Annotated in this window: 20 protein-coding genes and 1 pseudogene; 9 read left to right on the forward strand and 12 right to left on the reverse strand. The window is 62.9% G+C overall.

Annotation, left to right across the window (positions count from 1 at the left end):
• Nucleotides 1–1767: an MdtA/MuxA family multidrug efflux RND transporter periplasmic adaptor subunit gene (locus tag V8Z78_RS13125; protein WP_280041855.1), complete on the reverse strand. Its 1767-nt coding sequence runs from the start codon at nt 1765–1767 to the stop codon at nt 1–3.
• 268 nt (nt 1768–2035) lie between these two features.
• Between V8Z78_RS13125 and V8Z78_RS13130 the strand changes: the two genes are divergently transcribed.
• A complete protein-coding gene (locus V8Z78_RS13130) occupies nt 2036–2419 on the forward strand; it encodes a nuclear transport factor 2 family protein (protein ID WP_003069196.1) in 384 nt (127 codons plus the stop codon).
• Nucleotides 2420–2482: 63 nt separating this feature from the next.
• Here the strand turns inward: V8Z78_RS13130 and V8Z78_RS13135 are convergent, their stop codons facing one another.
• The 6 genes and pseudogenes from V8Z78_RS13135 to V8Z78_RS13160 form a co-directional block, all read right to left on the reverse strand.
• Nucleotides 2483–3130: an SRPBCC family protein gene (locus tag V8Z78_RS13135; RefSeq protein ID WP_046460910.1), complete on the reverse strand. Its 648-nt coding sequence runs from the start codon at nt 3128–3130 to the stop codon at nt 2483–2485.
• Nucleotides 3131–3143: 13 nt separating this feature from the next.
• Nucleotides 3144–4385, reverse strand: coding sequence for a vWA domain-containing protein (locus tag V8Z78_RS13140; protein ID WP_349731525.1), 1242 nt, complete (start codon nt 4383–4385; stop codon nt 3144–3146).
• On the reverse strand, nt 4372–5292 hold the full coding sequence (locus V8Z78_RS13145) for an AAA family ATPase (protein ID WP_045839981.1): 921 nt from the start codon (nt 5290–5292) through the stop codon (nt 4372–4374). Before V8Z78_RS13145 ends, V8Z78_RS13140 begins: the two co-directional genes overlap by 14 nt.
• Before the next feature lie 138 nt (nt 5293–5430).
• Nucleotides 5431–6216: an FAD binding domain-containing protein gene (locus tag V8Z78_RS13150; protein ID WP_003069190.1), complete on the reverse strand. Its 786-nt coding sequence runs from the start codon at nt 6214–6216 to the stop codon at nt 5431–5433.
• A 34-nt stretch (nt 6217–6250) separates the two neighbouring features.
• Nucleotides 6251–8638: a xanthine dehydrogenase family protein molybdopterin-binding subunit gene (locus V8Z78_RS13155; RefSeq protein WP_003069188.1), complete on the reverse strand. Its 2388-nt coding sequence runs from the start codon at nt 8636–8638 to the stop codon at nt 6251–6253.
• 33 nt (nt 8639–8671) lie between these two features.
• Nucleotides 8672–9143: pseudogene (locus tag V8Z78_RS13160) on the reverse strand ((2Fe-2S)-binding protein).
• Nucleotides 9144–9301: 158 nt separating this feature from the next.
• Between V8Z78_RS13160 and V8Z78_RS13165 the strand changes: the two are divergent.
• The 4 genes from V8Z78_RS13165 to V8Z78_RS13180 all read left to right on the forward strand — a co-directional run bounded on the left by V8Z78_RS13165 (nt 9302) and on the right by V8Z78_RS13180 (nt 13958).
• Nucleotides 9302–10474, forward strand: a complete 1173-nt coding sequence (locus V8Z78_RS13165; protein ID WP_349731526.1) for a helix-turn-helix domain-containing protein — start codon at nt 9302–9304, stop codon at nt 10472–10474.
• 346 nt (nt 10475–10820) lie between these two features.
• A complete protein-coding gene (locus V8Z78_RS13170; protein WP_349731527.1) occupies nt 10821–11441 on the forward strand; it encodes a TRAP transporter small permease subunit in 621 nt (206 codons plus the stop codon).
• A gap of 19 nt (nt 11442–11460) precedes the next feature.
• Nucleotides 11461–13302 (forward strand): TRAP transporter large permease, encoded by a 1842-nt coding sequence (locus V8Z78_RS13175; protein WP_179626637.1) that lies wholly within the window; start codon nt 11461–11463, stop codon nt 13300–13302.
• Between the two features lie 104 nt (nt 13303–13406).
• A complete protein-coding gene (locus tag V8Z78_RS13180) occupies nt 13407–13958 on the forward strand; it encodes a hypothetical protein (RefSeq protein ID WP_280041861.1) in 552 nt (183 codons plus the stop codon).
• A gap of 84 nt (nt 13959–14042) precedes the next feature.
• On the opposite strand, the gene V8Z78_RS13185 is transcribed toward V8Z78_RS13180, so the two are convergent.
• From V8Z78_RS13185 to xseB, 5 genes are all read right to left on the reverse strand, one after another.
• Nucleotides 14043–15125 (reverse strand): TRAP transporter substrate-binding protein, encoded by a 1083-nt coding sequence (locus V8Z78_RS13185; protein WP_003069176.1) that lies wholly within the window; start codon nt 15123–15125, stop codon nt 14043–14045.
• A gap of 187 nt (nt 15126–15312) precedes the next feature.
• Entirely contained in the window at nt 15313–16395 is a 1083-nt protein-coding gene (locus V8Z78_RS13190) for a type 2 periplasmic-binding domain-containing protein (protein ID WP_349731528.1), read from the reverse strand.
• 278 nt (nt 16396–16673) lie between these two features.
• Nucleotides 16674–18542, reverse strand: a complete 1869-nt coding sequence (gene dxs / locus V8Z78_RS13195; protein ID WP_046460915.1) for a 1-deoxy-D-xylulose-5-phosphate synthase — start codon at nt 18540–18542, stop codon at nt 16674–16676.
• Between the two features lie 65 nt (nt 18543–18607).
• Nucleotides 18608–19549: a polyprenyl synthetase family protein gene (locus tag V8Z78_RS13200; RefSeq protein WP_003069162.1), complete on the reverse strand. Its 942-nt coding sequence runs from the start codon at nt 19547–19549 to the stop codon at nt 18608–18610.
• A gap of 38 nt (nt 19550–19587) precedes the next feature.
• On the reverse strand, nt 19588–19827 hold the full coding sequence (gene xseB / locus V8Z78_RS13205; RefSeq protein WP_003069159.1) for an exodeoxyribonuclease VII small subunit: 240 nt from the start codon (nt 19825–19827) through the stop codon (nt 19588–19590).
• Nucleotides 19828–19841: 14 nt separating this feature from the next.
• On the opposite strand from xseB, the gene V8Z78_RS13210 reads away from it, so the two are divergent.
• From V8Z78_RS13210 to V8Z78_RS13225, 4 genes are all read left to right on the forward strand, one after another.
• Nucleotides 19842–20072, forward strand: a complete 231-nt coding sequence (locus V8Z78_RS13210) for a hypothetical protein (protein ID WP_100086428.1) — start codon at nt 19842–19844, stop codon at nt 20070–20072.
• 188 nt (nt 20073–20260) lie between these two features.
• Nucleotides 20261–21400 (forward strand): aromatic ring-hydroxylating oxygenase subunit alpha, encoded by a 1140-nt coding sequence (locus V8Z78_RS13215; RefSeq protein ID WP_003069154.1) that lies wholly within the window; start codon nt 20261–20263, stop codon nt 21398–21400.
• Between the two features lie 83 nt (nt 21401–21483).
• Entirely contained in the window at nt 21484–22398 is a 915-nt protein-coding gene (locus tag V8Z78_RS13220) for a DMT family transporter (protein ID WP_003069151.1), read from the forward strand.
• A gap of 207 nt (nt 22399–22605) precedes the next feature.
• Nucleotides 22606–23517 (forward strand): sulfurtransferase, encoded by a 912-nt coding sequence (locus tag V8Z78_RS13225; protein ID WP_349731529.1) that lies wholly within the window; start codon nt 22606–22608, stop codon nt 23515–23517.
• The last annotated feature ends 395 nt before the right edge of the window (nt 23518–23912 follow it).

Below are 23912 nucleotides of genomic sequence, written 5' to 3' on the forward strand. Positions count from 1 at the left end.
TCAGCGCGCCGCGCCGCTGGTCTCAGCCTTGCCGCCTGCTTCGCGCTCGGCGCGCAGCTTCTGGAAGAAAGCGCGGCGCTCTTCGGGCGACAGGGCCTCCAGCTTGGCGCGCTGCTCGGGAGTCAGCTGGGGACGGTCCCCCCGGCCCTCGGATCTTTCCGTGCGGCCCTCGCCGCCTTCACCACGCTCGGCGCCGGCCTGGGGCCTGGCCTCGTTCGCAACCGCAGGCTTGGCATCCGGCTTGGCTTCTGCCTTGGGGTCCGGCTTGGAGGGACTGCCCTGCGCCTCGCGCGGCTGATCGCCACGGGCGTCCGTGCCACGCGGTCCCTGGCCGGGACCTGCATTGCCGCCATTGGCACCGCGCTCGGCGCGCAGCTTCTGGAAGAACTCCTTGCGTTCCTCGGGCGTCATCTTGGAGACTTTTTCACGCTGCTCGGGACTGAGGTTGCGCATCATGCCGCGCGGCTGGTTGGCGGCATCCTGCACGGCCTGGTCGACCTTCTTGACCTTTTCGGAGTCCACCACCGTCACCTGCGCGCCTTCGCGCAGGCGGTCGATGCCGTCGGTCACAACCTTGTCGCCGGGCTCCAGCTCGCCGCGCACGCTGACATAGTCACCGTCCGTCACGCCCACAGTGATCTTGCGCTGGGTGACCGTGTTGTCGGGCTTGACCAGATAGACGAAATTGTTCTGCACCGCATTCGCGGGCACGACCAGCGCCTGATCGATCTGGCGCAGCTGCAGCTTGACGTTGACGAACTGATTCGCGAACAGCTTGCGCTCCGCGTTGTCGAACGAGGCCTTGGCTTTGACCGTGCCCGTGGTCGTGTCGATGGTGTTGTCCAGCGCATTGAGCTGGCCCTTGGCCAGCATCTGCTTTTGCTCGCGGTCCCAGAGCTCTACGGGCATGAGCTTGCCCTCGCGCAGTTGCTGGGCCAGCGTGCCGACATGGGTTTCGGGAATGGAGAAAACGGCATCGATGGGGCGAATCTGGGAGATTGTCACCAGCCCGTTGGTATCGGAAGGGTTGACCACGTTGCCGAGGTCGGCCTGGCGCAGGCCCAGGCGACCCGAGATGGGGGCCGTGATCCTGGTATAGCTCAGCTGCAGCTTGGCCGCATCGACCTGACCCTGATCGGCCGCCACCGTACCCTGCAGCTGGCGCACCAGCGCGGCCTGGGTATCGACCTGCTGGCGGGCAATCGAGTCCTGGGCCTGCAGTTCCTTGTAGCGCTGCAGATCGAGCTGCGCATTCTTGAGCTGGGCCTGATCGCGTGCCAGAGAGCCCTGCACCTGCGCCAGCGAGGCAGCAAAGCTGCGCGGGTCGATCTCGGCCAGCAACTGGCCGGCCTTGACCTCGTCCCCCTCCTTGAAGTGCAGCTTGAGCAGCTCGCCCGAAACCTTGGCGCGCACCACGGCCGTGGCACGTGCATTCATGGTGCCGATGGCGCTCACGAGCACGCGCATGTCACGCTGCTCCACCACTCCGACGCTCACAGGCTGAGCCTGGCTCATGCCGCCAGGGCCGCCGGGGCCGCCCGGCCCTGCGCGACCATTGCGCCCTGCGCGTGCACCGGGCCCGCCCGCTCCCTGCTTAGGAGCTGCAGACGCAGACGTATCGCCGCTTGCACCCTGTTTTTGCGCATACCACCAATAGCCACCGCCAGCGGCTGCCAGGGCGAGCACCACCGTGGCAAGCAAGACGGGCCGGACCTTGCCCTGCTGTAAAGAATGACGATTGGGGTGCAATTTGGATGAGCTGGACATGGTTGAGCGCAGGAATTTCGAGCCTGAATTGGCGCCAATGGTATCCAGTTGCAATCAAACCCCGGGTCAGGCAGCGCCGGCTTTGCCAGCATTTACCCCCGCTTTACCTTGGGTTTACCTGCTGAAGTTCCGTATTCGGAGACTTAAACAGTGCTGACTTTCATAGCATCAATGACGGCTTTTTCAGGCCTCATGCTTGGCGGCTGACACTGCCCCTTGCTGCGTCCGCCATGCGGCGCAGGGAATCCGGCTCCAAGGAGAAACCCATATGACCACCGAACGCCTGACCAATCACCCCGAAGAAGCCGCCGTGCGCGTGCCGCTGGAGCTGTATATGCGCGGCCATGCCGAAGACAATGCCGAGCATATGCGCGCAGCCTTCATGCCCACGGCCCGCCTCGAATCGGTGCGCGAAGGCCCGCTGACCTCCTGGGACCTGGACTTCTACTGCCAGCGCTTCAAGAACACGCCCGCCGCCGACGAAGCCACGCGTCGCCGCGTCATCGACTCCCTGGACATCGTGGGCACGGCCGCCATGGCCAAGGTCACGCTCTACCACGGTGCCGTGACCTTCACCGACTACTTTGTGCTGCTCAAGACCGAGCAGGGCTGGAAGATTGCCAACAAGGCTTTCCACGCCCAGCCTCAGTAAGGTTTGGCCATCTCCATCCAGCCCCTGGCCTCAGGCTCAGGGGCTTTTTTATTCATGCGCTGGTCAACGGGTCAGCAGCCAGAGCGCGCCCAGCACGATGACAGCCCCAAGGCCCCAGGCCCAGACGGGGATGCCTGACGATTCGCGCGGCGGCGCCGAGGGCGTGGCGTCCAGCGGCGCGTAGCTGGTGGAGGCCGCGTCGTGCTCCCAGGAGCGTGTATCCAGCTCTTCTGCACCGCCTTCGTCTTCGGACTGCTCGCTAGGGTGGCGCTGCTGCATCAAGGCTTCGAAGCGCGCAAAGAAGTCCTCGGCCATGCTCTTGGCTGCGCCGTCGATCAGGCGCTGGCCCAACTGGGCAATCTTGCCGCCCACCTGAGCCTGCACCTCGTACTGCAGCTCGCAATGCCCTGCATCGGTGGGCGTCAGATCGACCTTGGCCTGGCCCTTGCCAAAGCCGGCCACACCGCCCTGACCTTCAAAGGCAATCGTGTAGCTCTTGGGCGGCTGCACGTCCGACAGCGTGACCCGGCCGTTGAACTTGGCCGATACCGGACCGATCTTCACGGACATGGTCACCGCATAGGAGCCATCGCCTGCATCCTCGAACTTCTCGCAGCCGGCCAGACACTGCTGCAAGGTTTGCGGATCGTTGAGCGCCTCCCAGGCCTGCTGCTGGCTCACGGCAAGAAGACGGCTGGCATGCATTTCCATGGTGTTCTCCTTTTCAATCTCGGCGAGGCAGTTGCAGCAGCTTCGCCAGGTGGACAGCCAGTTGCTGCAACGACTGCAGGTTGTGCACGGCCAGCATGGCATGGCTGTGACGATGCAGTACCTGCGCGCCTTTGGCCAGCGGGGCATACCCGTCAAAACGCAACAAGGGGTTGAGCCAGACAATGCGCGCGCTGTGTCGGGCCAGCCATTGCAGCTCCCGCTCCAGCAGCGCACTGTCGCCGGTATCCAGCCCGTCGCTGACCAGCAGCACCAGGGTACGCCTGCCCACCAGATGGCGCGCCTGCTGCCGGCGCAGCTGCGCCAGGCATTCCCCCAGGCAGGTACCGCCGCCGAAATCGTCAATGTCGCGATTGAGTTGGGCCAGCATGGCATCGGGGTCGCTGTGGGCAAAAGCCCGGTTCAGCTCCTGCAGGCCGGTTCCCATGCTGTAGACATGGCGGCGCAGCTGCGGATATCGCCTGGGGCTGGTGGCCTGGTGCAGAAATGCCAGCAGCAGACGCACATAGCGCTCCATGGAGCCCGACACATCGACCAGTGCCAGCCAGGGCATGGGCAGCCGCTTGCGCCTGCGCCATTTGAGACTTGCCAGCTCGCCGCCCGTGGCTGCCGCCGCCTTCAGACTGGCGGGCCAGTGCACGCGCAGCCCTGAGGCGCGCAGCTCGCTTCTGCGACTGCGATAGCTTGGCAGCGGCAAGCGGATATCGCGCGCCAGCTGCTGCACCAGGCGGTACTCGCTGGCACTGAGTTGGTTGAAATCCGCGTGTTGCAGCCTGCGCCGGTCGCTGGCCGACATGGCGGCATCCAGCGTCAGCTCCTCGCTCGCGGTCTTTTGCCGTGCGGCGCGAATCGCCGACAAGGCCTCTTGCACACGCGGCCTGTGACGCGGCCTGGCAGCCTCAGGCGCGCCCGGCAGCAACTGGCTCAGAAGCTGCTGGGCCACCTCGGGGTTGCGAAAGTAGGCCGCAAACAGCTCGCGAAAGACCGCCAGATCCTGTTCTCGCGAAACCAGCACGGCCTCCAGCGCGGCGGCAACGTCCTCGCGGTTCATGCCCACCAGCATCAGGCCTTGCTGGGCCAGCGCCAGGCGCTCGGCATCCACCGCCAGCCCCGCGCGGCGCAGGGCTCGGCCAAACCCCAGCAGATTGATGGGCAGCTTGCCGCTGCGCGCGTCCCCCCACCAGCTCACGCTCGCGGGCCGCTCTGGCGACTGCGCCTGCAGCTCAGGCTGTGGCATCGGGCTCCAGCAATTGCTGCAGACGCTCTGGCGTGAGCGCGGCCACGTCCTCGCGCTGTTTGAACAGAATGCCCGCCGTCTCGTGCACCAGCTCGGGGTCTATGACCAGGGTGTCGAGCGCCACCAGCGCCTTGGCCCACTCCACGCTTTCGGCAATGCCGGGCGTGCGCTCGAAGGCATCGGCAAACGGGCGGCTGCGCAGCCGGTCCACAAAGCGCGCGATCTGCTCGGTCAAGGCCGCTGCGGCCTCAGGCACCTTGGACTGGACAATGGCCAGCTCGCGCTCGCGCTCGGGATAGTCCAGCCAGTGGTAGAGACAGCGGCGCTTGACCGCGTCATGCAGATCACGCGTGCGATTGCTGGTAAGAATGGTGACCGGCGGCAGTTGGGCCCTGATGACCCCGAGCTCGGGAATGCTGACCTGGTACTCCCCCAGATACTCGAGCAAAAAGGCCTCGAAAGGCTCGTCGGCCCGGTCCACCTCATCAATCAGCAGCACCGCGCCGGGCGCGGGCGCCTGCAGGGCCTGCAGCAAAGGCCGGCGTACCAGATAGCGAGGCTGATAGACCTCCTGCTCGACAGCCTCCAGTTCCGCCGCACCACGCAGCTCGGCCGCGCGCAGATGCAGCAGCTGCGCGGCGTAATTCCACTCATACAGCGCTTCACGCTGCTCCAGGCCGTCATAGCACTGCAGCCGGATCAGTTGCCGCGCCAGCACCTGGGACAGCGCCTGCGCCAGCGAGGTCTTGCCAACGCCCGGCTCCCCCTCCAGCAGCAGGGGCCGCTGAAGCCTGAGCGCCAGAAACACGGCCGTAGCCAGACGCCGGTCCGCGAAATAGCCCACCTCCTGCAAGGCGGCCAGCAGCCCATCCACCGACTCCAAAGCGCTGTTCACATCAGTATTCATAGCTGCCTGCGCTTTATCCATATAGACCAGAGCCACTTTTCTTCAAAATACAAGAACGAGACAGCAAGCAAGGACCGCCCCGCAGCGAGGCTGTTGCCCCCTCCCGCGAAGCGAGAGAGGGGAAAGCGGCCAAGCCGCTCAGACTGAGAGCAGTTGATCCACCGCCCGCTGTGTCAGGACGCTGATCAGCTGCGCCCGGTAGCGCGCACTCGCGTGCAGATCGCTGTTGAGCTCGCTGTCGTCGATAGGCACTGCAGCCGCCGCAGCGGCCGTGAGACTCTGGTTGAGCGCCGCTTCCAGGCCTGCGTGGCGGAAGACCGATAGTCCCGCGCCGGTCACGGCCACATGCACGCCCTGCGCCGTCTGCGCCACAAACACGCCCACCAGCGCAAAGCGCGAAGCGGGCTGCTTGAACTTGATATAGGCGGCCCTTCTGGGCACCGGAAAGCGCACGGCCTTGATCAGCTCGCCCTCTTCGAGAGCCGTGGTGTACATGCCCTGGAAGAAGTCCTCGGCCGCAATCTCGCGCCGCTGGGTGAGCACGGTGGCGCCCAGACCCAGCACCGCACTGGGATAGCATGCCGCGGGGTCGTTGTTGGCCAGCGATCCGCCCATCGTGCCTCGCGCCCGCACCTGGCGATCGCCAATACCGCCCGCCAACTCGGCCAGAGCAGGAATGGCGTGCTGCACCTCGCGGCTGGCAGCCACATCGGCATGACGGGTCATGGCACCGATCTCGACCTGATCGCCGCTGACGCGGATTCCCGCCAGACCATCGACCTGGTTGAGATCCACGATCGCACCAGGCTGGGCCAGGCGCAGCTTCATGGATGGAATCAGGCTCTGGCCGCCGGCCAGAAACTGACCGCTGGCAGCGCTCACCTCATCCAGCGTCCGGGGATTGGAGTAACTGAAGGCATACATATGTGTTGTCCTCTCTTCCTCTCAGTCGGGTACCTCAGGGGCGTGCAGCATCGATGGCTTCCCACACGCGGTGCGGGCTGGCAGGCATGTCCAGATCCTTGACACCCAGCGAATGCAGAGCATCGAGCACGGCATTGATGACGGCTGGCGGCGAGCCTATGGCCCCGGCCTCGCCGCAGCCCTTGGTACCCAGCGGGTTATGGGTGCATGGCGTGCAAACCGTACCCAGCTTGAAATCGGGCAGATCGTCGGCGCGGGGCATGGCGTAGTCCATGAAGCTGCCGGTCAGCAACTGACCCGAGTCACGGTCGTAGACGCAGTTTTCCAGCAGCGCCTGGCCTATGCCCTGGGCCAGTCCGCCATGGACCTGCCCCTCCACGATCATGGGGTTGATGATGGTGCCGAAATCGTCCACGGCACTGAAGCGGTCGACACGCACCACGCCCGTGGCAGGATCCACCTCGACCTCGCAGATATAGGTGCCGGCCGGGAAGGTGAAGTTGGTGGGGTCGTAGAAAGCAGTCTCGTCCAGCCCCGGCTCCAGCTTGTCCAGCGGATAGTTGTGCGGCACATAGGCCGTCAGCGCAATCTGGGCGAACGGCAGCTTTCTGTCGGTGCCGCGTACCGTGAACTCGCCTCCTGCGAAGTCGATGTCGGCATCGCTGGCCTCCATCAGGTGGGCGGCAATCTTCTTGGCCTTGGCCTCGATCTTGTCCAGCGCCTTCATGATGGCCGCACCTCCGACGCTGATGGAGCGCGAGCCATAGGTGCCCATGCCAAAGGGCACGCGGCCCGTATCGCCATGGACGATCTCCACATGCTCGACGGGAATGCCCAGTCGGGCCGCCACCACCTGGGCAAAAGTGGTCTCATGCCCCTGACCATGACTGTGCGAGCCCGTAAACACCGTCACGCTGCCCGTGGGATGAACGCGCACCTCGCCGCACTCGAACAGACCGGCACGTGCGCCTAGCGCCCCGGCAATATTGCTGGGAGCAAGGCCACAGGCCTCGATGTAGCTGCTGTAGCCCAGGCCGCGCTTGAGGCCTCTGGCCTCGCTGGCTGCGCGCCGGGTCGCAAAGCCCGCCACATCGGCCAGTTGCTCGGCCTGATCCATGCAGGCCTTGTAGTCGCCGGTGTCGTACTGCAGCGCCACTGGCGTCTGATAGGGAAAGCTGGTGATGAAGTTGCGACGCCGGATCTCGGCCTGGGACAGATTCATCTCCCAGGCACAGCGGCTAACCAGGCGCTCAAGCAGATAAGTGGCCTCGGGGCGGCCTGCACCCCGGTAGGCATCCACGGGCGAAGTGTTGGTGAACCAGGCATCGACCTCAATATGGATTTGCGGCGTGGTGTACTGACCCGCCAGCAAGGTTGCATAAAGAATGGTGGGCACGGCGCTGGCGAAAGTGGACAGATAGGCGCCCAGATTCGCATCGGTGTGCACACGCATGGCGAGGAACTTGCCATCGGCGTCCATGGCCATCTCGGCATGGCTGACATGGTCGCGGCCATGCGCATCGGTCAGGAAGGACTCGCTGCGATCGGCCGTCCACTTGATATTGCGGTTGAGCTTCTTGGCCGCCCAGGTCAGGCAGACATCCTCGGCATACAGAAAGATCTTGGAGCCGAAGCCGCCGCCCACATCGGGAGCAATCACGCGCACCTTGCTCTCGGGCAGGCCCATGACGAAAGCCGTCATCAGCAGCCGCTCCACATGCGGGTTCTGGTTGGCCACGTACAGCGTGTACTCATCCATGGCGCGGTTGTAGCTGCCGATGGCCACGCGCGGCTCCATGGCATTGGGAATCAGGCGGTTGTTGACCAGGTCCAGCCGCGTCACATGGGCCGCGCCCGCAAACACGGCATCCACGGCTGCCTTGTCGCCTATCGCCCACTGGTAGCAGCGGTTGTCGGGGGCGATATCGTGAACCACGGCGCCGGGCTTTTTGCCACCCGCCGCATCGGCCACGTTCACGACCGCAGGCAACACCGCGTAATCGACCTCCACCAGCTCGGCCGCATCGCGTGCCTGCTGCAGGGTCTCGGCAACCACCATGGCCACCTGGTCGCCCACATAGCGCACGGTATCGAGGGCCAGAATCGGGTGCGGCGGCTCCTTCATGGGCTCGCCATTGGTGCTGGTGATCAGCCAGCCGCAGGGCAGGCCGTTGATGCCGGCGGCCGCCACATCGGCCCCCGTGAGCACGCCGACCACGCCTGGCGCTGCCTTGGCGGCATCCACGTTGACGCTGCGCAATCTGGCATGGGCATGGGGCGAGCGCACAAATACCGCATAGGCCTGCGCGCCCAGCGTGATGTCGTCCGTGTACTGGCCTGAGCCGGTCAGAAAGCGATCATCCTCGCGGCGCAGAACGGCTTCGCCGATATGCGGCAGCTTGGAAAAGTCAGATGCACCCATGGTGTGTCTCCTCTTCTAGTTGTGATGCGCTGCTCAGCTGGCGCTCATGCCGTCGCGACCCACTTTGACAGCGGCGACGATGTTCTGGTAGCCCGTGCAGCGGCAGATATTGCCTTCGAGCAGTTCGCGGATTTCGGCATCGGTGGCCTGAGGCTTTTGGCGGCACAGATCCACCGCACTCATCACCATGCCGGGCGTGCAGAAGCCGCACTGCAGGCCATGACACTGCTTGAAGGCCGCCTGCATGGGATGCATGGTTCCATCGGCAGCGGCCATGCCCTCTATGGTCTGCACCTCCGCACCCTGAGCCTGCACGGCTAGCATGGTGCAGGACTTGATGGCCTTGCCATTGACCAGCACCGTGCAGGCTCCGCACTGGCTGGTATCGCAGCCCACATGGGTGCCCGTGAGGCGCAGCTGTTCACGCAGCGCCTGCACCAGCAAGGTATTGGGGGGGGACGTCAATGCTGGCCGCGCGGCCATTGACCAGGAACTGAACATTCATCGTGATGCCTCCTGCCTTTATCCGAAGAATTGGGTAACAAAGCACAACCGCACTCTCTATGGTGGGCAGTTACCGCGATGCAAGGCGCTAGGGTTGACCCCCAAGCCAGGCGAAACACGCACAGATATTCTCAAAATGAAACACTGTCCGGAGTCCGCATGTCGCCCGCCAGCCCCGCCCTTTCTGCGCAAGCCGCAGCCCATCCAGGTGCACGCGATTCACTGCTTGTACTAGCCAGGCAGCAGTTGCTGGCGATGGACTCATCCCATGCGCTGGCACCGTCTGGCCTGGCTCCCTGGCTCTGGCGCTCGTGGCAGCGCTGCGTGGCGCAGGGCCGTCATCCCGCGCAAAAAGTGGAGTTCGAGGCCGTCGGACCTCACGCGCTGCGCCACGCTCAGGACAAGCACCAGTTGCTGCTGCAGGCTGCACGCCCGGTCATGGCGCAGCTGGTCGCGGCCGTGGGTGCCATGCGCTACTTCTGCCTGCTGACCGATGCCCAGGGTCTGGCACTTGAGGTGCAAGGCCCCGTCGACCATAGCGATCTGCGCGCGCTGGCCGTAGGCCGTGTCGGCGTGGATCTGTCCGAGCGCGGCGTGGGCACCTCAGCCATAGGCGCGACACTGGCCGAACTCAGCCCGGTATGGCTGCACAGGCAGGAGCATTTCTTTGACGATCTGCGCGACTACAGTTGCGCAGGCGCTCCGGTATTCGGCCCTCAGGGCGAGTGCCTGGGCATGCTGGACATCACCGGCATTGATGTACCCGAGCGCCCCGAACTGCTGCTGCTGGCACTGCGCTGCGCACGCGCCATCGAAGATCGATTGCTGCGGGCCCTGCCTCATACCCTGCTGCTGCGCGTGAACTGGCCCGGCGGACCTCTGGGCCAGGAAGGCGAAGGCCTGATGGTATTTGATGCCGAAGGCCGATTGCTGGGCAGCAATACCGTGGCCAGGCAACTGGTGCCGCGTCCTCTGCAAGCCCCCGGGGGGGACTCGCTCATCCAGAGCCATGAGCTGCTGGCCCTGCCCTGGAGTCATCTGATCGAACATGCGCGCCAGCGGCCCGAGGCGCCACTGCAACTGCCGCTGTGGTCCGGCCTGCGCCTTCTGGCGCTGGCACAGGCCGGTCCCTTGCTGCGCGCCCCCGTCATGCCGGGGTCCGGCGCAGCCTGTCGGGCAACATCTGCCAATGCCATGACCACGCCGCTGCGCACCAGCGAGTTGCTGCTGATTCAGCAAGCCATGCAGGAGGCTCACGGGAATGTAACCGTGGCAGCCCGCAACCTGGGATTGAGCCGGGCCACGCTCTATCGCCGGCTGGCCAGCAAATAAGAGGTCTTGAACCGGATCCGATGCAGTTTGGCTCTCTACGGATTTGCCCTAGTTTCAGCGCGAAAACGCCCTCCACGACAGCAGGCGCACACTAGCAAGCAAGCCCATGACAAATACAAAATACCTCAATAAAACAATCATCTAAGCTGCACCAGCCATGCATATCCAGCTATCGTACGCATAGCAAGCACAACTGACGCTCGGACGCCACATTTGCGTGCGTATTTGTAAAAAACACCATACCTGCGTCCGTAGAATCTCCAGTTTGGTTCAAAAACTCAGATCGCCCTGAGGCTTACCAGCCCCAACAGCGCGACGCATACACAGCCTACTTTTTGGAGACACCATGCAGGCTTTACTCGCCCTGTCCAGGGCTATCGACAGGCTCAACGCCTTTGTCGGCAAATATTCCATCTGGCTGATATTTGCCGCCACCTTCATCAGCGCCGCCAACGCCATTGTTCGCAAGGCCTTTGACACCAGCTCCAATGCCTTTCTGGAAGTCCAGTGGTATCTGTTCGCATGGTCATTTCTGATTGCTGCGGGCTACACCCTGCTGCATCGCGAGCATGTGCGCATCGACGTGATCAACAGCCGTCTGTCCAAAAAGGCCCAGGTCTGGATCGACATCATCGGCTTTGCCTTCTTTCTCGCCCCGCTATGCCTGACCATTCTGTGGCTGAGCATGCCGGTGGTGATTCAGATGTACCAGTCCGGCGAAATGTCGGGCAACCCCGGCGGGCTGATCCGCTGGCCCGTATGGACGGCGATTCCTGTGGGCATCACCTTGCTGCTGCTGCAGGGCATTTCCGAGCTGATCAAGCGCATTGCCTTCCTGACCGGTGACGGCCCCGACCCCATGGGCAAGCTCAGCGACAAGAGCGCCGAGGAAGAGCTGGCCGAGGCCCTGCGTGCCGAAGCCGATCGCAAGCAGGCTGAGGCGCTGGCCGCCCAGGCCAAGGCCTAACGGTAGCGGGAGACAATCGATGGAATTTATCGCTACCAACTACGCCCCCATCATGTTCGCGGGGCTGATCTGCTTTTTGCTGCTGGGATTTCCCGTGGCCTTCAGCCTGGGTGCAGCAGGCCTGGCCTTCGGCTTTCTGGGCATCGAACTGGGGGTCTTCCCCTCCTCCGTGATGGCCTGGCTGCCTCAGCGCCTGATCGGCATCATGGCCAACGACACCTTGCTGGCCGTGCCTTTCTTCACCTTGATGGGCCTGATTCTCGAACGCTCAGGCATGGCAGAGGACCTGCTCGACACAGTCGGTCAGGTGTTCGGCCCCATCCGCGGCGGTCTGGCGCTGGCCGTGATCTTTGTGGGCGCGCTGCTGGCCGCCACCACCGGTGTGGTTGCCGCTTCGGTGATCTCCATGGGCCTGATCTCTCTGCCCATCATGCTGCGCTATGGCTATGACCGTCGTCTGTCATCGGGCGTGATTGCAGCCTCGGGTACGCTGGCACAGATCATTCCGCCCTCGCTGGTGCTGATTCTGATGGCCGACCAGTTGGGCAAGAGCGTGGGCGATATGTACAAGGGCGCCTTCATTCCCGGCTTCATGCTCATGGGTCTGTATGTGTTGTGGGTGGTGATTCTCGCCATCTTCAAGCCCAAGATGGTGCCTGCCCTGCCTGTGGAGGCACGCATCTACCGCGAAGCCAATGGCAACGGTGGCTATACCTCGCTGGCCGTGGTCATGGGCATCTCGACCATCGTGGCCATCTTCCTGGCCAATCACATGGCCGACCTGCACACCTGGTGGCAGGGCAAGGAAGTGCTGGATGTACCCACTGACGAGAAAATCGTCACCGCCATGTGCGGCGGCACGTTCATCGCCTTTGTGATCGCCTCGCTCAACCGGGTCCTCAAGCTGGGCCTGCTGTCCAAGCTGGCCGAGCGCGTGACCTTTGTGCTGATCCCCCCTCTGCTGCTGATCTTCCTGGTGCTGGGCACCATCTTCCTGGGCATTGCGACTCCGACAGAAGGCGGCGCCATGGGAGCCATGGCTGCCCTCATCATGGGTTTTGCCCGCCGTCGCCTGAACATGGACCTGCTCAAGCAGGCCCTGGCCTCGACCACCAAGCTGGCAAGCTTCGTGATGTTCATCATGATCGGCGCCACCACCTTCAGCCTGGTGTTCCAGGCCGCCGACGGCCCCAAGTGGGTGGAGCATCTGCTGACCAGCCTGCCCGGCGGCCAGGTGGGCTTCCTGATCGTGGTCAACATCATGATCTTCTTCCTGGCCTTCTTCCTGGACTACTTTGAACTCTCGTTCATCGTGGTGCCGCTGCTAGGCCCCGTGGCCGAGAAGATGGGCATCGACCTGATCTGGTTCGGCGTGCTGCTGGCCGTGAACATGCAGACCTCGTTCATGCATCCGCCCTTCGGTTTTGCACTGTTCTTCCTGCGCTCGGTCGCTCCGGACAAGCAGTACGTCGACAAGGTCACGCACAAGGTCATCGAGCCCGTCACCACCATGCAGATCTACAAGGGTGCCGTGCCTTTTGTGCTGATTCAGCTGGTGATGGTGGGTGTGCTGATCGCCTTCCCCGGCATCGTGACCGGCGCGCTCGACAAACCCGTGGTCGTGGACATGAACAAGGTGGGCGACGAGATGCTCAACCAGCTCAACGATGCTGGCGGTGGCTATGGCGCAGACAATCCCTTCGGGGCCCCTGAGGGCGGCGAAGAAGGCTCTGCAGTGCCCGCAGCCCCTGCCGAGGGCAGCCAGCCCGCCCCGGCCGCACCCGATGCGGGCGGCTATGGTTCGGATGACCCTGCCAAGGCCTTGCAGGATTCGCTGAACGCAGCTCCTGCGAGCAAGTAAATCGGCGCCCTCCGCTGATACAGCCCCGGCTCGCCAGAGCCGGGGCTTTTTCATTGAGCAGAGATTGCTGAGTGATAGATTTGCTGCTTTCCCAGGAAACCGCAATGACCATCGCCGAATTGCTGACGGCCATCCGTCAACCATACACAGACCTGCTGTCACAGGCAGCCAATGCTCAGGACTCTTATGTGGAGCCGGCCTATCGCAACAGCGATGGAACGCTGGCCACCGAAGGGGCATGGAATCTGCCCTGCCGTGTCGATGCCATCCCCGTATCGGAAGACAGCGCAGAACCTGTACAAGTGGATTCACAGACGCGACTCGAGTTCGAACCCATTCATTTCCGCATCGGTGATTCCGCAGTTGAGCTGCAGCCCTTTGTCTGGGACTGGCTGTCGCTGGAAGTGCAGGGTCTTGCGGAAGAAAAAGCCTCCAAAGCGCTCATCGACTGGTTCAACGACTGGTTTGATGGGGACGATGAAAACGAGCCGGATGAGGCGGGGCTGCAGCAAGTCGTTCACTTCATGTCGGACCCGCAAGTCCTGGCAGGAGGAGTGAAAGCAACCATAGACCTTGGATCTGCACCTGTCGAAGCCCTGGAGGATTTGCTGTTTGCGCTGTCCGATGCAGGAGCCGCCCAACTCAGGCTCGCATAATTTCGGGCTCATGAAAAAACCGCAGCAAGCTGCGGTTTTTTTGCAGCCAGCGCATGGCGCCGGCAGTCTTGAGTCTGACCGAAATCAGATCTTGGCAGTCGCCATGTACTGATTGAAGGGATACTCGGAGAAGCGGTTCCACAGAATCTGGTCGCGCTGGAAGGCACGCATGTCCTGGTGGATCTTCTTGAATTCGGGCGACTTGGCTTCGTGCTCGGCAAACACTTCCATGGAGGCCTTGAAACCGGCGTCCATCAAAGGCTTGGGGAACATCTTGAGCTGGGTCTTGTTGGCCACCAGGCGCTTGATGGCCTGAGGATTCAGCACCTGGTACTTGCTGGTCATGTCGGCGGCAGCCACGCGGGTTGCCGCGTCCAGGATCGCCTTGTTCTCGGGCGACAGCGCGTTGTACTTCTTGATGTTGATGAAGAACTCCAGCTCGGCAGAGCCTTCCCACCAGCCGGGGTAATAGTAGTAAGGCGCAACCTTGTTGAAGCCCAGCTTCTCATCGTCGTAGGGACCGACGAATTCCACGGCGTCCAGCGTACCCTTTTCCAGAGCCTGGTAAACATCGCCAGCGGGCATGTTCTGCGCCACCACGCCCAGCTTGGCCATGGCCTCGCCGAACACGCCGCCGCCCAGACGCATCTTCAGACCCTTGAGGTCTTCCACGGTCTTGATTTCCTTGCGGTACCAGCCGCCCATCTGGGTCGTGGTGTTGCCGGCCGATGCGGTCTTGAAGTTGTACTTGGCAAAGAAGGCGTCAAGGAGCTTGCGGCCGTTGCCATGATCCTTCCAGCCGTTCATCTGCAGTGCGGTCAGGCCGAAGGGCACGGCGCAGCTGAAGGCGAAGATGGGATCCTTGCCGGTGAAGTAGTAGGCAGCGGTCTGTGCCATGTCAATGGTATCGCCCTGCAGCGCATCCACCACACCGAAAGCGGGCATCAGCTCGCCAGCGGGGTGCACCGAAATCTCGAACTTGCCGCCCGACATGGCCTTGACCAGTTGCGACAGCTTTTCAGCACTGCCGAAGATGGTGTCCAGCGACTTGGGGAAGCTGGAGGCCAGGCGCCAGCGCACAGCGGCCTGGGCGTGAACAGCAGGTGCTGCACCCGCGGCCAGCACGCCGGCGATACCGGCATTTTTCAGAATGGAACGACGATCCACTTTAGTCTCCTTGAGGAACGAATTGAGCTGATACAGACCACTGATCTATGCCAGCTTGTTTTATGCAACAGGCACAAAATGTACACGAGCCAACCGTTTCACAAGCGCTAAAAAGTGACCGTTCGCTTAAGAAGTTCTACCTAGTGATGCGCATCAAGTCTGGCACCCAATTGAAAACAATCACTCACTACAGCCGTACCGCACTCATATAGCTGGCATAGCGGAACTCGGAGAAACGATCCCAGAGCAACTGGTCGTGCTGAAATCCGCGCATGCTTCTGTGAATTTTCTTGAACTGTGCCGACTTGCCTTCATGCTCGGCCATGGTGGCCATCACGGCCTTGAACCCCGCATCCATGAGCTCGCGAGGAAAGGCTCGCAGTTGCACGCGTTCGCTGAGCAGCTTCTTGAGCGCTGCGGGGTTGTACGCCAGGTACTTGGCAGTCAGATCCTTGGCGGCCAGCGCCGCTGCTGCCTCCACCATGGCGCGCAGCTCGGGCGTCAGGGCCGCAAAGGCCTTGGCATTGATGAAATAGGCCAGCTCGGCGCCTCCCTCCCACCAGCCCGGATAGTAGTAGTAAGGTGCGATCTTGCCGAAGCCCAGCTTCTGGTCGTCATAGGGGCCGACAAACTCCACAGCATCGAGACGACCTTTTTCCAGCGCCTGCTGTGCGTCGCCAATAGGCATGTTGACGGCCTGCACTCCCAGCTTTTGCAGCGCATCGCCCAGCAAGCCGCCGCCGGCGCGCATGCGCAGCCCGTGCAGATCCTGCACGGTCTTGATGTCCTTGCGGTACCAGCCCCCCATCTGCGTGCCGGTATTGCCGGCACTCAGACTCTTGATGTTGTACTGGGCGTAGAAATCATCCATGAGCTTGCGCCCACCGCCATACTCCATCCAGGCATCCATCTGCCGCGCCGTCAGACCGAAGGGCACGGCACAACCCAGTGCAAAGCAGTAGTCCTTGTCGGTGAAGTAGTAGGGAGCGGTCAAAGCCATTTCGACCGAGCCGTTCTGCACCCCCTCCATCACGCCAAAGGCAGGCATCAACTCACCTGCAGAGTGCACGCTGACCTCTATCTGCCCACCGGACATGAAGCGCAGAGATTGGGCAAATTTTTCTGCTCCACCAGAAATGGCGTCAAGGACTTTGGGGAAACTCGTCACCAAGCGCCAGCGCAGCACTTCCTGGCTGCGCACCGCAGGAGCCACGCCCGCTGCCAGCACACCGGCCATGCCCACATGTTTGACGAGTGAGCGACGATCCATGAATATTTCTCCGCTAGTAGTTGTCCATTGCAAAGCTGGCTGCAACAGCCTGATCGCAGGCCGGCAGCCACAGGCATTCTAGGAACGCAGACGCCGGCCGTGTGGCGATTCGCGGTTGCCGTCAGTTTTCTTGACGACAAGCAAAGAAAAAGGCCCTTCGATGAAGGGCCTGGTTTCAGTCCATCATGACTTACGCAAACAAGGATGCAGCAACGGCCTGCCTCCCTGGAGCGGGCATCTGCCTGAACCCGTTTTGCGTAAACGATGTCCCTATCGCATCAGCCCGCAGCCAGACGCTTTCGGATGGAGGCCTCGATGCCTGCCGCATCCAGCCCCTGCAGCGCAAGCAGCTTGGCGGGGTCGCCATGCTCGATGAACTCGTCGGGCAGACCCAGCTGCAGCACGCTCTTGCTCAGGCCGTTGGCAGCCAGGCATTCCATCACGGCACTGCCAGCGCCGCCCATGACGCAGCCTTCTTCCAGCGTGACGATGAGCTCATGATCTGCAGCGATCTGAAGCAACAGCTCTTCATCGAGAGGCTTGGCCCAGCGCATATTGGCAACACTGGCATCCAAGGCCTCGGCGGCCTGCAAGGCAGGGTACAGCAAGCTGCCAAAGGCCAGAATCGCCACCTTTTTGGAGGCTGACTCCCGGCGCATCTCACCCTTGCCAAAGGGCAGGCCTTCCAGGCTTTCAAGCGGAGTCACGCCAACACCGGCGCCGCGCGGGTAGCGCACGCAGACAGGGTGATCCTGCTCATAGGCCGTGGTCAGCAACTGGCGCGTTTCGCGTTCGTCCGCCGGGCAGGCCATGCTCATATTGGGAATGCAGCGCACAAAGGCGATGTCGTAAGCGCCGGCGTGCGTAGCACCGTCGGCGCCCACCAGCCCGGCGCGGTCCAGCGCAAACACCACGGGCAGGTTCTGCAGCGCAACGTCGTGGATCAGTTGGTCGTAGGCACGCTGCAAGAAAGTGGAATAGATGGCCACCACGGGCTTGACGCCTTCGCAGGCCATACCGCCGGCGAAAGTGACTGCATGCTGCTCGGCGATGCCCACGTCGTAGTAGCGGCCGGGAAAGCGCTTGTGGAACTCCACCATGCCCGAGCCTTCACGCATGGCGGGTGTGATGCCGACCAGACGCTGGTCCTTGGCAGCCATATCGCAGAGCCAGTGACCAAACACCTGGGTGAAGGTCTGCTTGGCAGGCGTGGCTGGCTTGACCAGACCGACCGCCGGGTCGAATTTCCCGGGGCCGTGATAGGCCACGGGGTCGGCCTCGGCCAGCTTGTAGCCCTGGCCTTTCTTGGTGACCACATGCAGGAACTGAGGCCCCTTGAGACCCTTGATGTTCTCCAACGTGGGAATCAGCGAATCGAGATCATGGCCATCGATGGGACCGATGTAGTTGAAGCCGAATTGCTCGAACATGGTGGCAGGCACGACCATGCCCTTGGCCTGTTGTTCCAGACGCTTGGCCAGCTCCAGCAAGGGCGGCACCTGCTTCAGGACGCTCTTGCCCACATCGCGGGCCTTGGCATAGAACTGGCCGCTCATCAGCTGGGCCAGATAGCGATTGAGCGCGCCCACGGGCGGGCTGATGCTCATATCGTTGTCATTGAGGATGACCAGCAGGTTGGCGTCATGCACGCCGCCGTTGTTCAGCGCTTCGAAAGCCATACCTGCCGTCATCGCGCCGTCACCGATCACGGCAATGGCCCGCCGGTCTTCGCCTTTTTGCTTGGCGGCCAAAGCCATGCCCAGCGCCGCAGAGATGCTGGTGGACGAGTGCGCCGTGCCAAAGGTGTCGTATTCGCTCTCGGCCCGCTGGGGAAAGCCGGACAGGCCGCCGAACTGGCGCAGCGTGCCCATGCGATCGCGGCGACCGGTCAATATCTTGTGCGGATAAGTCTGATGGCCCACATCCCAGACGATGCGGTCATAGGGCGTGTTGAACACCGAGTGCAGCGCCACGGTCAACTCCACCGTCCCCAGATTGGAGCTGAGGTGCCCGCCGGTCCTGGAAACGCTGTCGATCACATAGGTGCGCAGCTCTGCGGCCAGGCTCTTGAGCTGGGAGCGCGAGAGACCGCGCATATCTGCGGGATCGTTGATGTTGTGCAGCAGGGAAGAGGTATTCGTGGACATGTTCTATATTTTTAATAGCTGCTAGTGTTTACCAATACTGGATTACAGGGCTTCTCTATTAAATCTCAGTGGGTGCGCTGCACAACCATATCGGCCAGTGCACCCAAGGCCTGCGTGTCGGCCAGACCGCTGCGCGTCAAGGCTGCATGGGCCTGCTGGCGCAGCTGCTCGGCATGGGCTCTCGCAGCCTCCAGCCCCAGCAGCGACACGAAAGTGGGCTTGTCATTGGCCGCATCCTTGCCGGCCGTCTTGCCCAGCGTTGCGGAGTCGGCCACCACATCCAGAATGTCGTCCACCACCTGGAAGGCCACGCCCAGTGCCTGGCCATAGTCGGTCAGCGCGGCCAGCGCCCGGGCATCGGTCTGTGCATTGCAGGCAGCCCCCATGAGCACGCTGCCCAGCAGCAGCGCACCGGTCTTGAGGCGGTGCATTTCGCGCAGTTGCGCCTCGCTCAGTTGCTTGCCCACGCTGGCCAGGTCGATGGCCTGGCCGCCGGCCATGCCCTGGCTGCCCGCCGCTGCGCCCAGCAGGCGGCACAGCTTGGCCTGCATGGAACAGGGAATGCCGTCGTCTTCAGGCAGCAATAGCTCGAACGCCAGAGCCTGCAGGGCATCGCCGGCCAGCAGGGCCGAGGCTTCGCCAAACTGCACATGCACGGTGGGCTTGCCACGGCGCATGGTGTCATTGTCCATGCATGGCATGTCGTCGTGCACCAGGGAATAAGCGTGAATCAGTTCTACGGCACAACCTGCGCGCAGTGTGGCCGCAGCCAGACCGCCCACCGCCTCGGCGGCCGCCCAGACCAGCAGCGGTCGCAAGCGCTTGCCACCATCGAGCACGGCGTAGCGCATGGCCTCGCCCAGGCCCGCAGGTGCATTGATGCCCACCCAGCGCGACAGCGCATCTTCGGTGCGCGCCAGTCTCTCCTGCATCCAGACGGAAAAATCCAGGGCAGGCTTGCCCTCGTTCAAAGGCGTCGATGGTTCGGCAATCATTGATTCATTCATGGGCTGCATCTTCAGAGCACAAAGCGCGGACACCGGGATCAGTCCTGGGTCCAGGCAGACAGCTTGCCTTCGTCCAGTACCTTGACCTGCTCCTGCACGGCTTCGAGCTGGCTGCGGCAAAAGCCCAGCAGCTCGGCCGCACGCTGGTAGCCGCTGAGCATCTGCTCCAGCGGAAGCTGACCCGATTCGATCTGCGCAATCAGTTGTTCCAGCTCCTGCAAAGCAGCTTCATAGCTAACAGGCTGTTCGGATTTTTTGGCGGCAGCGGCCTTGGGCATGGATGGTGTGGGCTATGTTGGACGAAAACGACGATTTTAGGCGTCCCTGCACCATTGGCGTGCAATGCCCGCAAAGCCGGCAGGCGGGAGATGTCTTGGCTGTGACTTCCGGCCAGGTCGATGCCGTCCGCGCCGGCCCTTTTGACGACCTGCCACGGTTTGCGGACGGCTGGCAGCTTGCTGACAGGATCAATCGCTACAGCGTCGAAATAACGTCAATACACGTACCAGAAAAACGGAAATAACCCCACAGCCTATAATCCCATTCCCGTCAAGCCGGCCACGTGCCTGGTCATCCGGTCGGGCAAACGAGTCGGCTGGCCATGCGCCACCGCCCATTGCCTGAGGCCCGTGTCCAGACAAGGCCGGTTTCGTTTTTTACCGTGTGCGCACGTGCACCCTCCCTGTGGGGAGTCTTTAGGTCAGGTCATCCATGACTGATTTAAGTCTTCAACTGCAGCAGGCCGCAAGCCAACTACCAGTTTCAAGTTATTTCGACGAGGCGCTGTTCCAGCGCGAGTTGGAAACGATTTTCAAGCGCGGCCCGCGCTACGTGGGCCACCAGCTGGCCGTTCCCGAGATAGGCGACTACTACGCCCTGCCTCAGGAAAAAGAGGGGCGGGCGCTGGTACGCAATGCCAAAGGCGAGATCGAGCTGATCTCCAACGTCTGCCGCCACCGCCAGGCCGTGATGCTCAAGGGACGCGGCAATCTGCTGTCCGAAGGCAAGGGCCATGCCGGAGGCAACATCGTCTGCCCGCTGCACCGCTGGACCTACAGTACCAGCGGCGAGCTGCTGGGCGCCCCGCATTTCAGCCACGACCCCTGCCTGAACCTCAACAACTACAAGCTGCGTGAGTGGAACGGACTGCTGTTCGAGGACAACGGCCGCGACATCGAGGCCGATCTGGCCGGCATGAAGCTGCGCGAGCAGCTCCAGTTCGACGGCTTCGTGCTCGACCATGTCGAGATGCACGAGTGCAACTACAACTGGAAGACCTTTATCGAGGTCTATCTGGAGGACTATCACGTCGGCCCCTTCCACCCCGGTCTGGGCAACTTCGTCACCTGCGACGATCTGAAGTGGGAATTCGCCAGCGAGTACTCGGTGCAGACTGTGGGCGTGGCCCCGGGCTTCGGCAATCCGGGCTCGGACATCTACAAGAAGTGGCACGAGGTGCTGCTGGCCTACCGCAACGGCGAGCTGCCCGATCGCGGCGCCATCTGGCTGACCTACTACCCCCACATCATGGTGGAGTGGTATCCGCATGTGCTGACCGTCTCGACCTTGCACCCGCTGGCCGTGGACCGGACGCTGAATGTGGTGGAGTTCTTCTACCCCGAGGAAATCGCCGCCTTCGAGCCCGAGTTCGTCCAGGCCCAGAAGGCCGCCTACATGGAAACCTGCATCGAGGACGACGAGATCGCCGAGCGCATGGACGGCGGCCGCAGGGCGCTTTATGAACGCGGCGACAACGAGGTCGGCCCCTATCAGAGCCCCATGGAAGACGGCATGCAGCATTTCCACGAGTGGTATCGCCGCATCATGGGCGACAGCGTCCCCCAACGCTGAATGAGGTAAGCCTCAAGACTGATAGCTGCTATCGCTTACCCCATAAGCACAGCAGCTATTTTTTATGCTGAATTGAGTGAGATATGCAAGCCCTGTGGATGGTGTTGGCCGCCTTGATTTTTGCGGTCATGAGTGTGTGTGTGAAGTTTGCCTCCCAGGACTTCAATGCGGCGGAGATCGTGTTCTACCGCGGCCTGGTCAGCATGGCGCTGCTGGTCTGGCTGGCCAGACGCAGCGGCGTGACGCTGACCACCCAGTACTCGCGCGAACATGCATGGCGCAGCTTCGTCGGCGTGATCTCCATGGGAGCCTGGTTCTATGCCATCGGCCATCTGCCGCTGGCCACGGCCACCACGCTCAACTCCATGAGCAGCATCTGGATGGCTGTGTTTCTGATCGCCCAGGGCCTGTGGATGCGCCACACGCTGCGCAAATCCTATGCGGCCGAACCCGAAACCCGCCGCGCCATTCCGCCCTTCCCCTGGGGCCTGGTGTCCACGGTGGTGGCGGGCTTTGTCGGCGTGCTGCTGGTGCTGCGCCCAAGCAGCGCACCGGCCAGCGAATGGGTGGCGGCGCTTGGCGGCCTGTTTGGCGGCATGTTTGCGGCCATGGCCTATATGCAGGTGACCACCCTGTCGCGCCTGGGCGAGCCTGAAACTCGCGTGGTATTCTATTTCTCGGTGGGTTCGGCCATTGCCGGCGGCATCACCATGCTGTTCACCGGCATCTCGCCCTTCCCCGGCTGGAGCGCTCTGTGGCTACTGCCCGTGGGCGTGCTGGCCGCCGTGGCCCAGGTCTGCATGACCAAGGCCTATGCCTCGGCAGGCAGCAAGAGCAACACCCTGGTCGTCGCCAATCTGCAGTACTCGGGCATTGTGTTTGCCGCCCTGCTCAGCCTGGTGCTGTTTGGCGAAAGCATCCCTCTGATCGGCTGGGTCGGCATTGTGCTCATCGTCGCCAGCGGAGCCGCAGCAACCGCCTTGCGCTCCAGGGGCTAGCCATGGCAGGGGGCGCCCTGCGCCTTCGCCATGCACGTCAGCAGCCCCAGCCTGCCGCGCAGTCCACGCAGGATCTGCGCGGCTTGCCATATCCAAACAATGAAGCGGCGGGGCACCGGCGCTACGGCCCGATCGCATAATGGTCTGCATGCCGCAAGACTGCACGCCATGCCGTCTGCAGCCATTCAATCTTTGGAGCAGCAAGCCATGAATCACTCGACGCCCGAGCACTACAACACCCTGATTTCCGTCGAACAGCTGGCCGGGCTCAAGGCCAGCGGCAAGCCCTTGATGGTGTTTGACTGCAGCTTTGACCTCATGAATCCGCCCGCCGGCCACGAGCAATATCTGCAGGTCCATATCGATGGCGCCCTGTTCGCCAATCTGGACAAAGACCTCAGCGCACCGCACGGAGCCCCCGGCGAAGACGGCCAGGTCGCCACCAGCGTGCAGTCGGCCTCCGGCGGCCGCCACCCCCTGCCCACGCGCGAGCGCTTTTCCGCCTGGCTGTCGTCCATAGGCTTTGCCAACGATATGCAAGCCGTGGTCTATGACCGCAACGCTGCCAATTACTGCGGTCGCCTGTGGTGGATGCTGCGCTGGGCCGGCCACGATGCCGTGGCGGTGCTCGATGGTGGACTGCAGGCCTGGCAGGCGGCCGGCCAGGCGGTGGGCAGCGGGGAAGAGCCCCGCCATTTCCAGTCCAACTTTGAACTGGGCCAGCCGCTGGAGACGCTCAAGACCGTAGATCAGGTCGAGGCCGATCTGGGTCAGGCCACCCAGACCCTCATCGATGCCCGGGCCCCGGCCCGCTACCGCGGCGAGGTCGAGCCCCTGGACCCCGTGGCAGGCCATATCCCGGGCGCGCTGAATCGGCCGTTCAGCAGCAATATCGCCGCCGATGGACGCTTCAAGCCCGCAGCGCTGCTCAAGGCCGAGTTCGAGCAGTTGCTGGCCGGACGCGATCCCGCCAGCGTGGTGCACCAGTGCGGCAGCGGCGTCAGCGCCACCCCCAATGTGCTGGCCATGCGCATTGCCGGCCTTGCGCCAACGGCCTTGTTTGCCGGAAGCTGGAGCGAGTGGTGCAGCCAGCCTTCCCGGCCAGCCGAGCGGGGCTGAGCTTCAGCATGTCGGTGTCGCGTCAGGCACCGGCTTTGAACAGGTACGCGCCCCCGCGCTTGCCGGGTTCACTCCCTGGGCCACGGCCGGAGCGCCCCGTGATCACCGTGGACAGGCGCAAGCGCGGTGCGGCGCGCTTGATCAGTGCCAAGCCAGGCCAGACCAAGCCCGCTCCTTCTCGGTGCTCCGGGCCTTGGCGAAATGGCCGATGCCCATGTCCGCAATCGCATGTCGATGCAGCTTGGCAACCCGGATTCGAGCCGCTATCACAGGAAATCCCAGCGGCCTTTTTCATAGGCGATCAGATACCGAATAAAAAGCCGCCTATTTGCTCGTTTGTCATCTTTCGGACAGATTCACAATACATGCACCAGCGGAATCCGGCCTGACGCAAT

The sequence above is a fragment of the Comamonas sp. wu1-DMT genome, from assembly GCF_040187805.1.
GTDB classification, from domain to species: Bacteria; Pseudomonadota; Gammaproteobacteria; order Burkholderiales; family Burkholderiaceae_C; genus Comamonas; species Comamonas thiooxydans.

What these genes read in the sequence shown, in the direction of transcription:
- V8Z78_RS13125 (WP_280041855.1), bottom strand. Translation starts at nt 1,767, where the DNA reads ATGTCCAGCTCATCCAAATTGCACCCCAATCGTCATTCTTTACAGCAG.
- V8Z78_RS13130 (WP_003069196.1), top strand. Translation starts at nt 2,036, where the DNA reads ATGACCACCGAACGCCTGACCAATCACCCCGAAGAAGCCGCCGTGCGC.
- V8Z78_RS13135 (WP_046460910.1), bottom strand. Translation starts at nt 3,130, where the DNA reads ATGGAAATGCATGCCAGCCGTCTTCTTGCCGTGAGCCAGCAGCAGGCC.
- V8Z78_RS13140 (WP_349731525.1), bottom strand. Translation starts at nt 4,385, where the DNA reads ATGCCACAGCCTGAGCTGCAGGCGCAGTCGCCAGAGCGGCCCGCGAGC.
- V8Z78_RS13145 (WP_045839981.1), bottom strand. Translation starts at nt 5,292, where the DNA reads ATGAATACTGATGTGAACAGCGCTTTGGAGTCGGTGGATGGGCTGCTG.
- V8Z78_RS13150 (WP_003069190.1), bottom strand. Translation starts at nt 6,216, where the DNA reads ATGTATGCCTTCAGTTACTCCAATCCCCGGACGCTGGATGAGGTGAGC.
- V8Z78_RS13155 (WP_003069188.1), bottom strand. Translation starts at nt 8,638, where the DNA reads ATGGGTGCATCTGACTTTTCCAAGCTGCCGCATATCGGCGAAGCCGTT.
- V8Z78_RS13165 (WP_349731526.1), top strand. Translation starts at nt 9,302, where the DNA reads ATGTCGCCCGCCAGCCCCGCCCTTTCTGCGCAAGCCGCAGCCCATCCA.
- V8Z78_RS13170 (WP_349731527.1), top strand. Translation starts at nt 10,821, where the DNA reads ATGCAGGCTTTACTCGCCCTGTCCAGGGCTATCGACAGGCTCAACGCC.
- V8Z78_RS13175 (WP_179626637.1), top strand. Translation starts at nt 11,461, where the DNA reads ATGGAATTTATCGCTACCAACTACGCCCCCATCATGTTCGCGGGGCTG.
- V8Z78_RS13180 (WP_280041861.1), top strand. Translation starts at nt 13,407, where the DNA reads ATGACCATCGCCGAATTGCTGACGGCCATCCGTCAACCATACACAGAC.
- V8Z78_RS13190 (WP_349731528.1), bottom strand. Translation starts at nt 16,395, where the DNA reads ATGGATCGTCGCTCACTCGTCAAACATGTGGGCATGGCCGGTGTGCTG.
- dxs (WP_046460915.1), bottom strand. Translation starts at nt 18,542, where the DNA reads ATGTCCACGAATACCTCTTCCCTGCTGCACAACATCAACGATCCCGCA.
- V8Z78_RS13200 (WP_003069162.1), bottom strand. Translation starts at nt 19,549, where the DNA reads ATGAATGAATCAATGATTGCCGAACCATCGACGCCTTTGAACGAGGGC.
- xseB (WP_003069159.1), bottom strand. Translation starts at nt 19,827, where the DNA reads ATGCCCAAGGCCGCTGCCGCCAAAAAATCCGAACAGCCTGTTAGCTAT.
- V8Z78_RS13210 (WP_100086428.1), top strand. Translation starts at nt 19,842, where the DNA reads ATGTTGGACGAAAACGACGATTTTAGGCGTCCCTGCACCATTGGCGTG.
- V8Z78_RS13215 (WP_003069154.1), top strand. Translation starts at nt 20,261, where the DNA reads ATGACTGATTTAAGTCTTCAACTGCAGCAGGCCGCAAGCCAACTACCA.
- V8Z78_RS13220 (WP_003069151.1), top strand. Translation starts at nt 21,484, where the DNA reads ATGCAAGCCCTGTGGATGGTGTTGGCCGCCTTGATTTTTGCGGTCATG.
- V8Z78_RS13225 (WP_349731529.1), top strand. Translation starts at nt 22,606, where the DNA reads ATGAATCACTCGACGCCCGAGCACTACAACACCCTGATTTCCGTCGAA.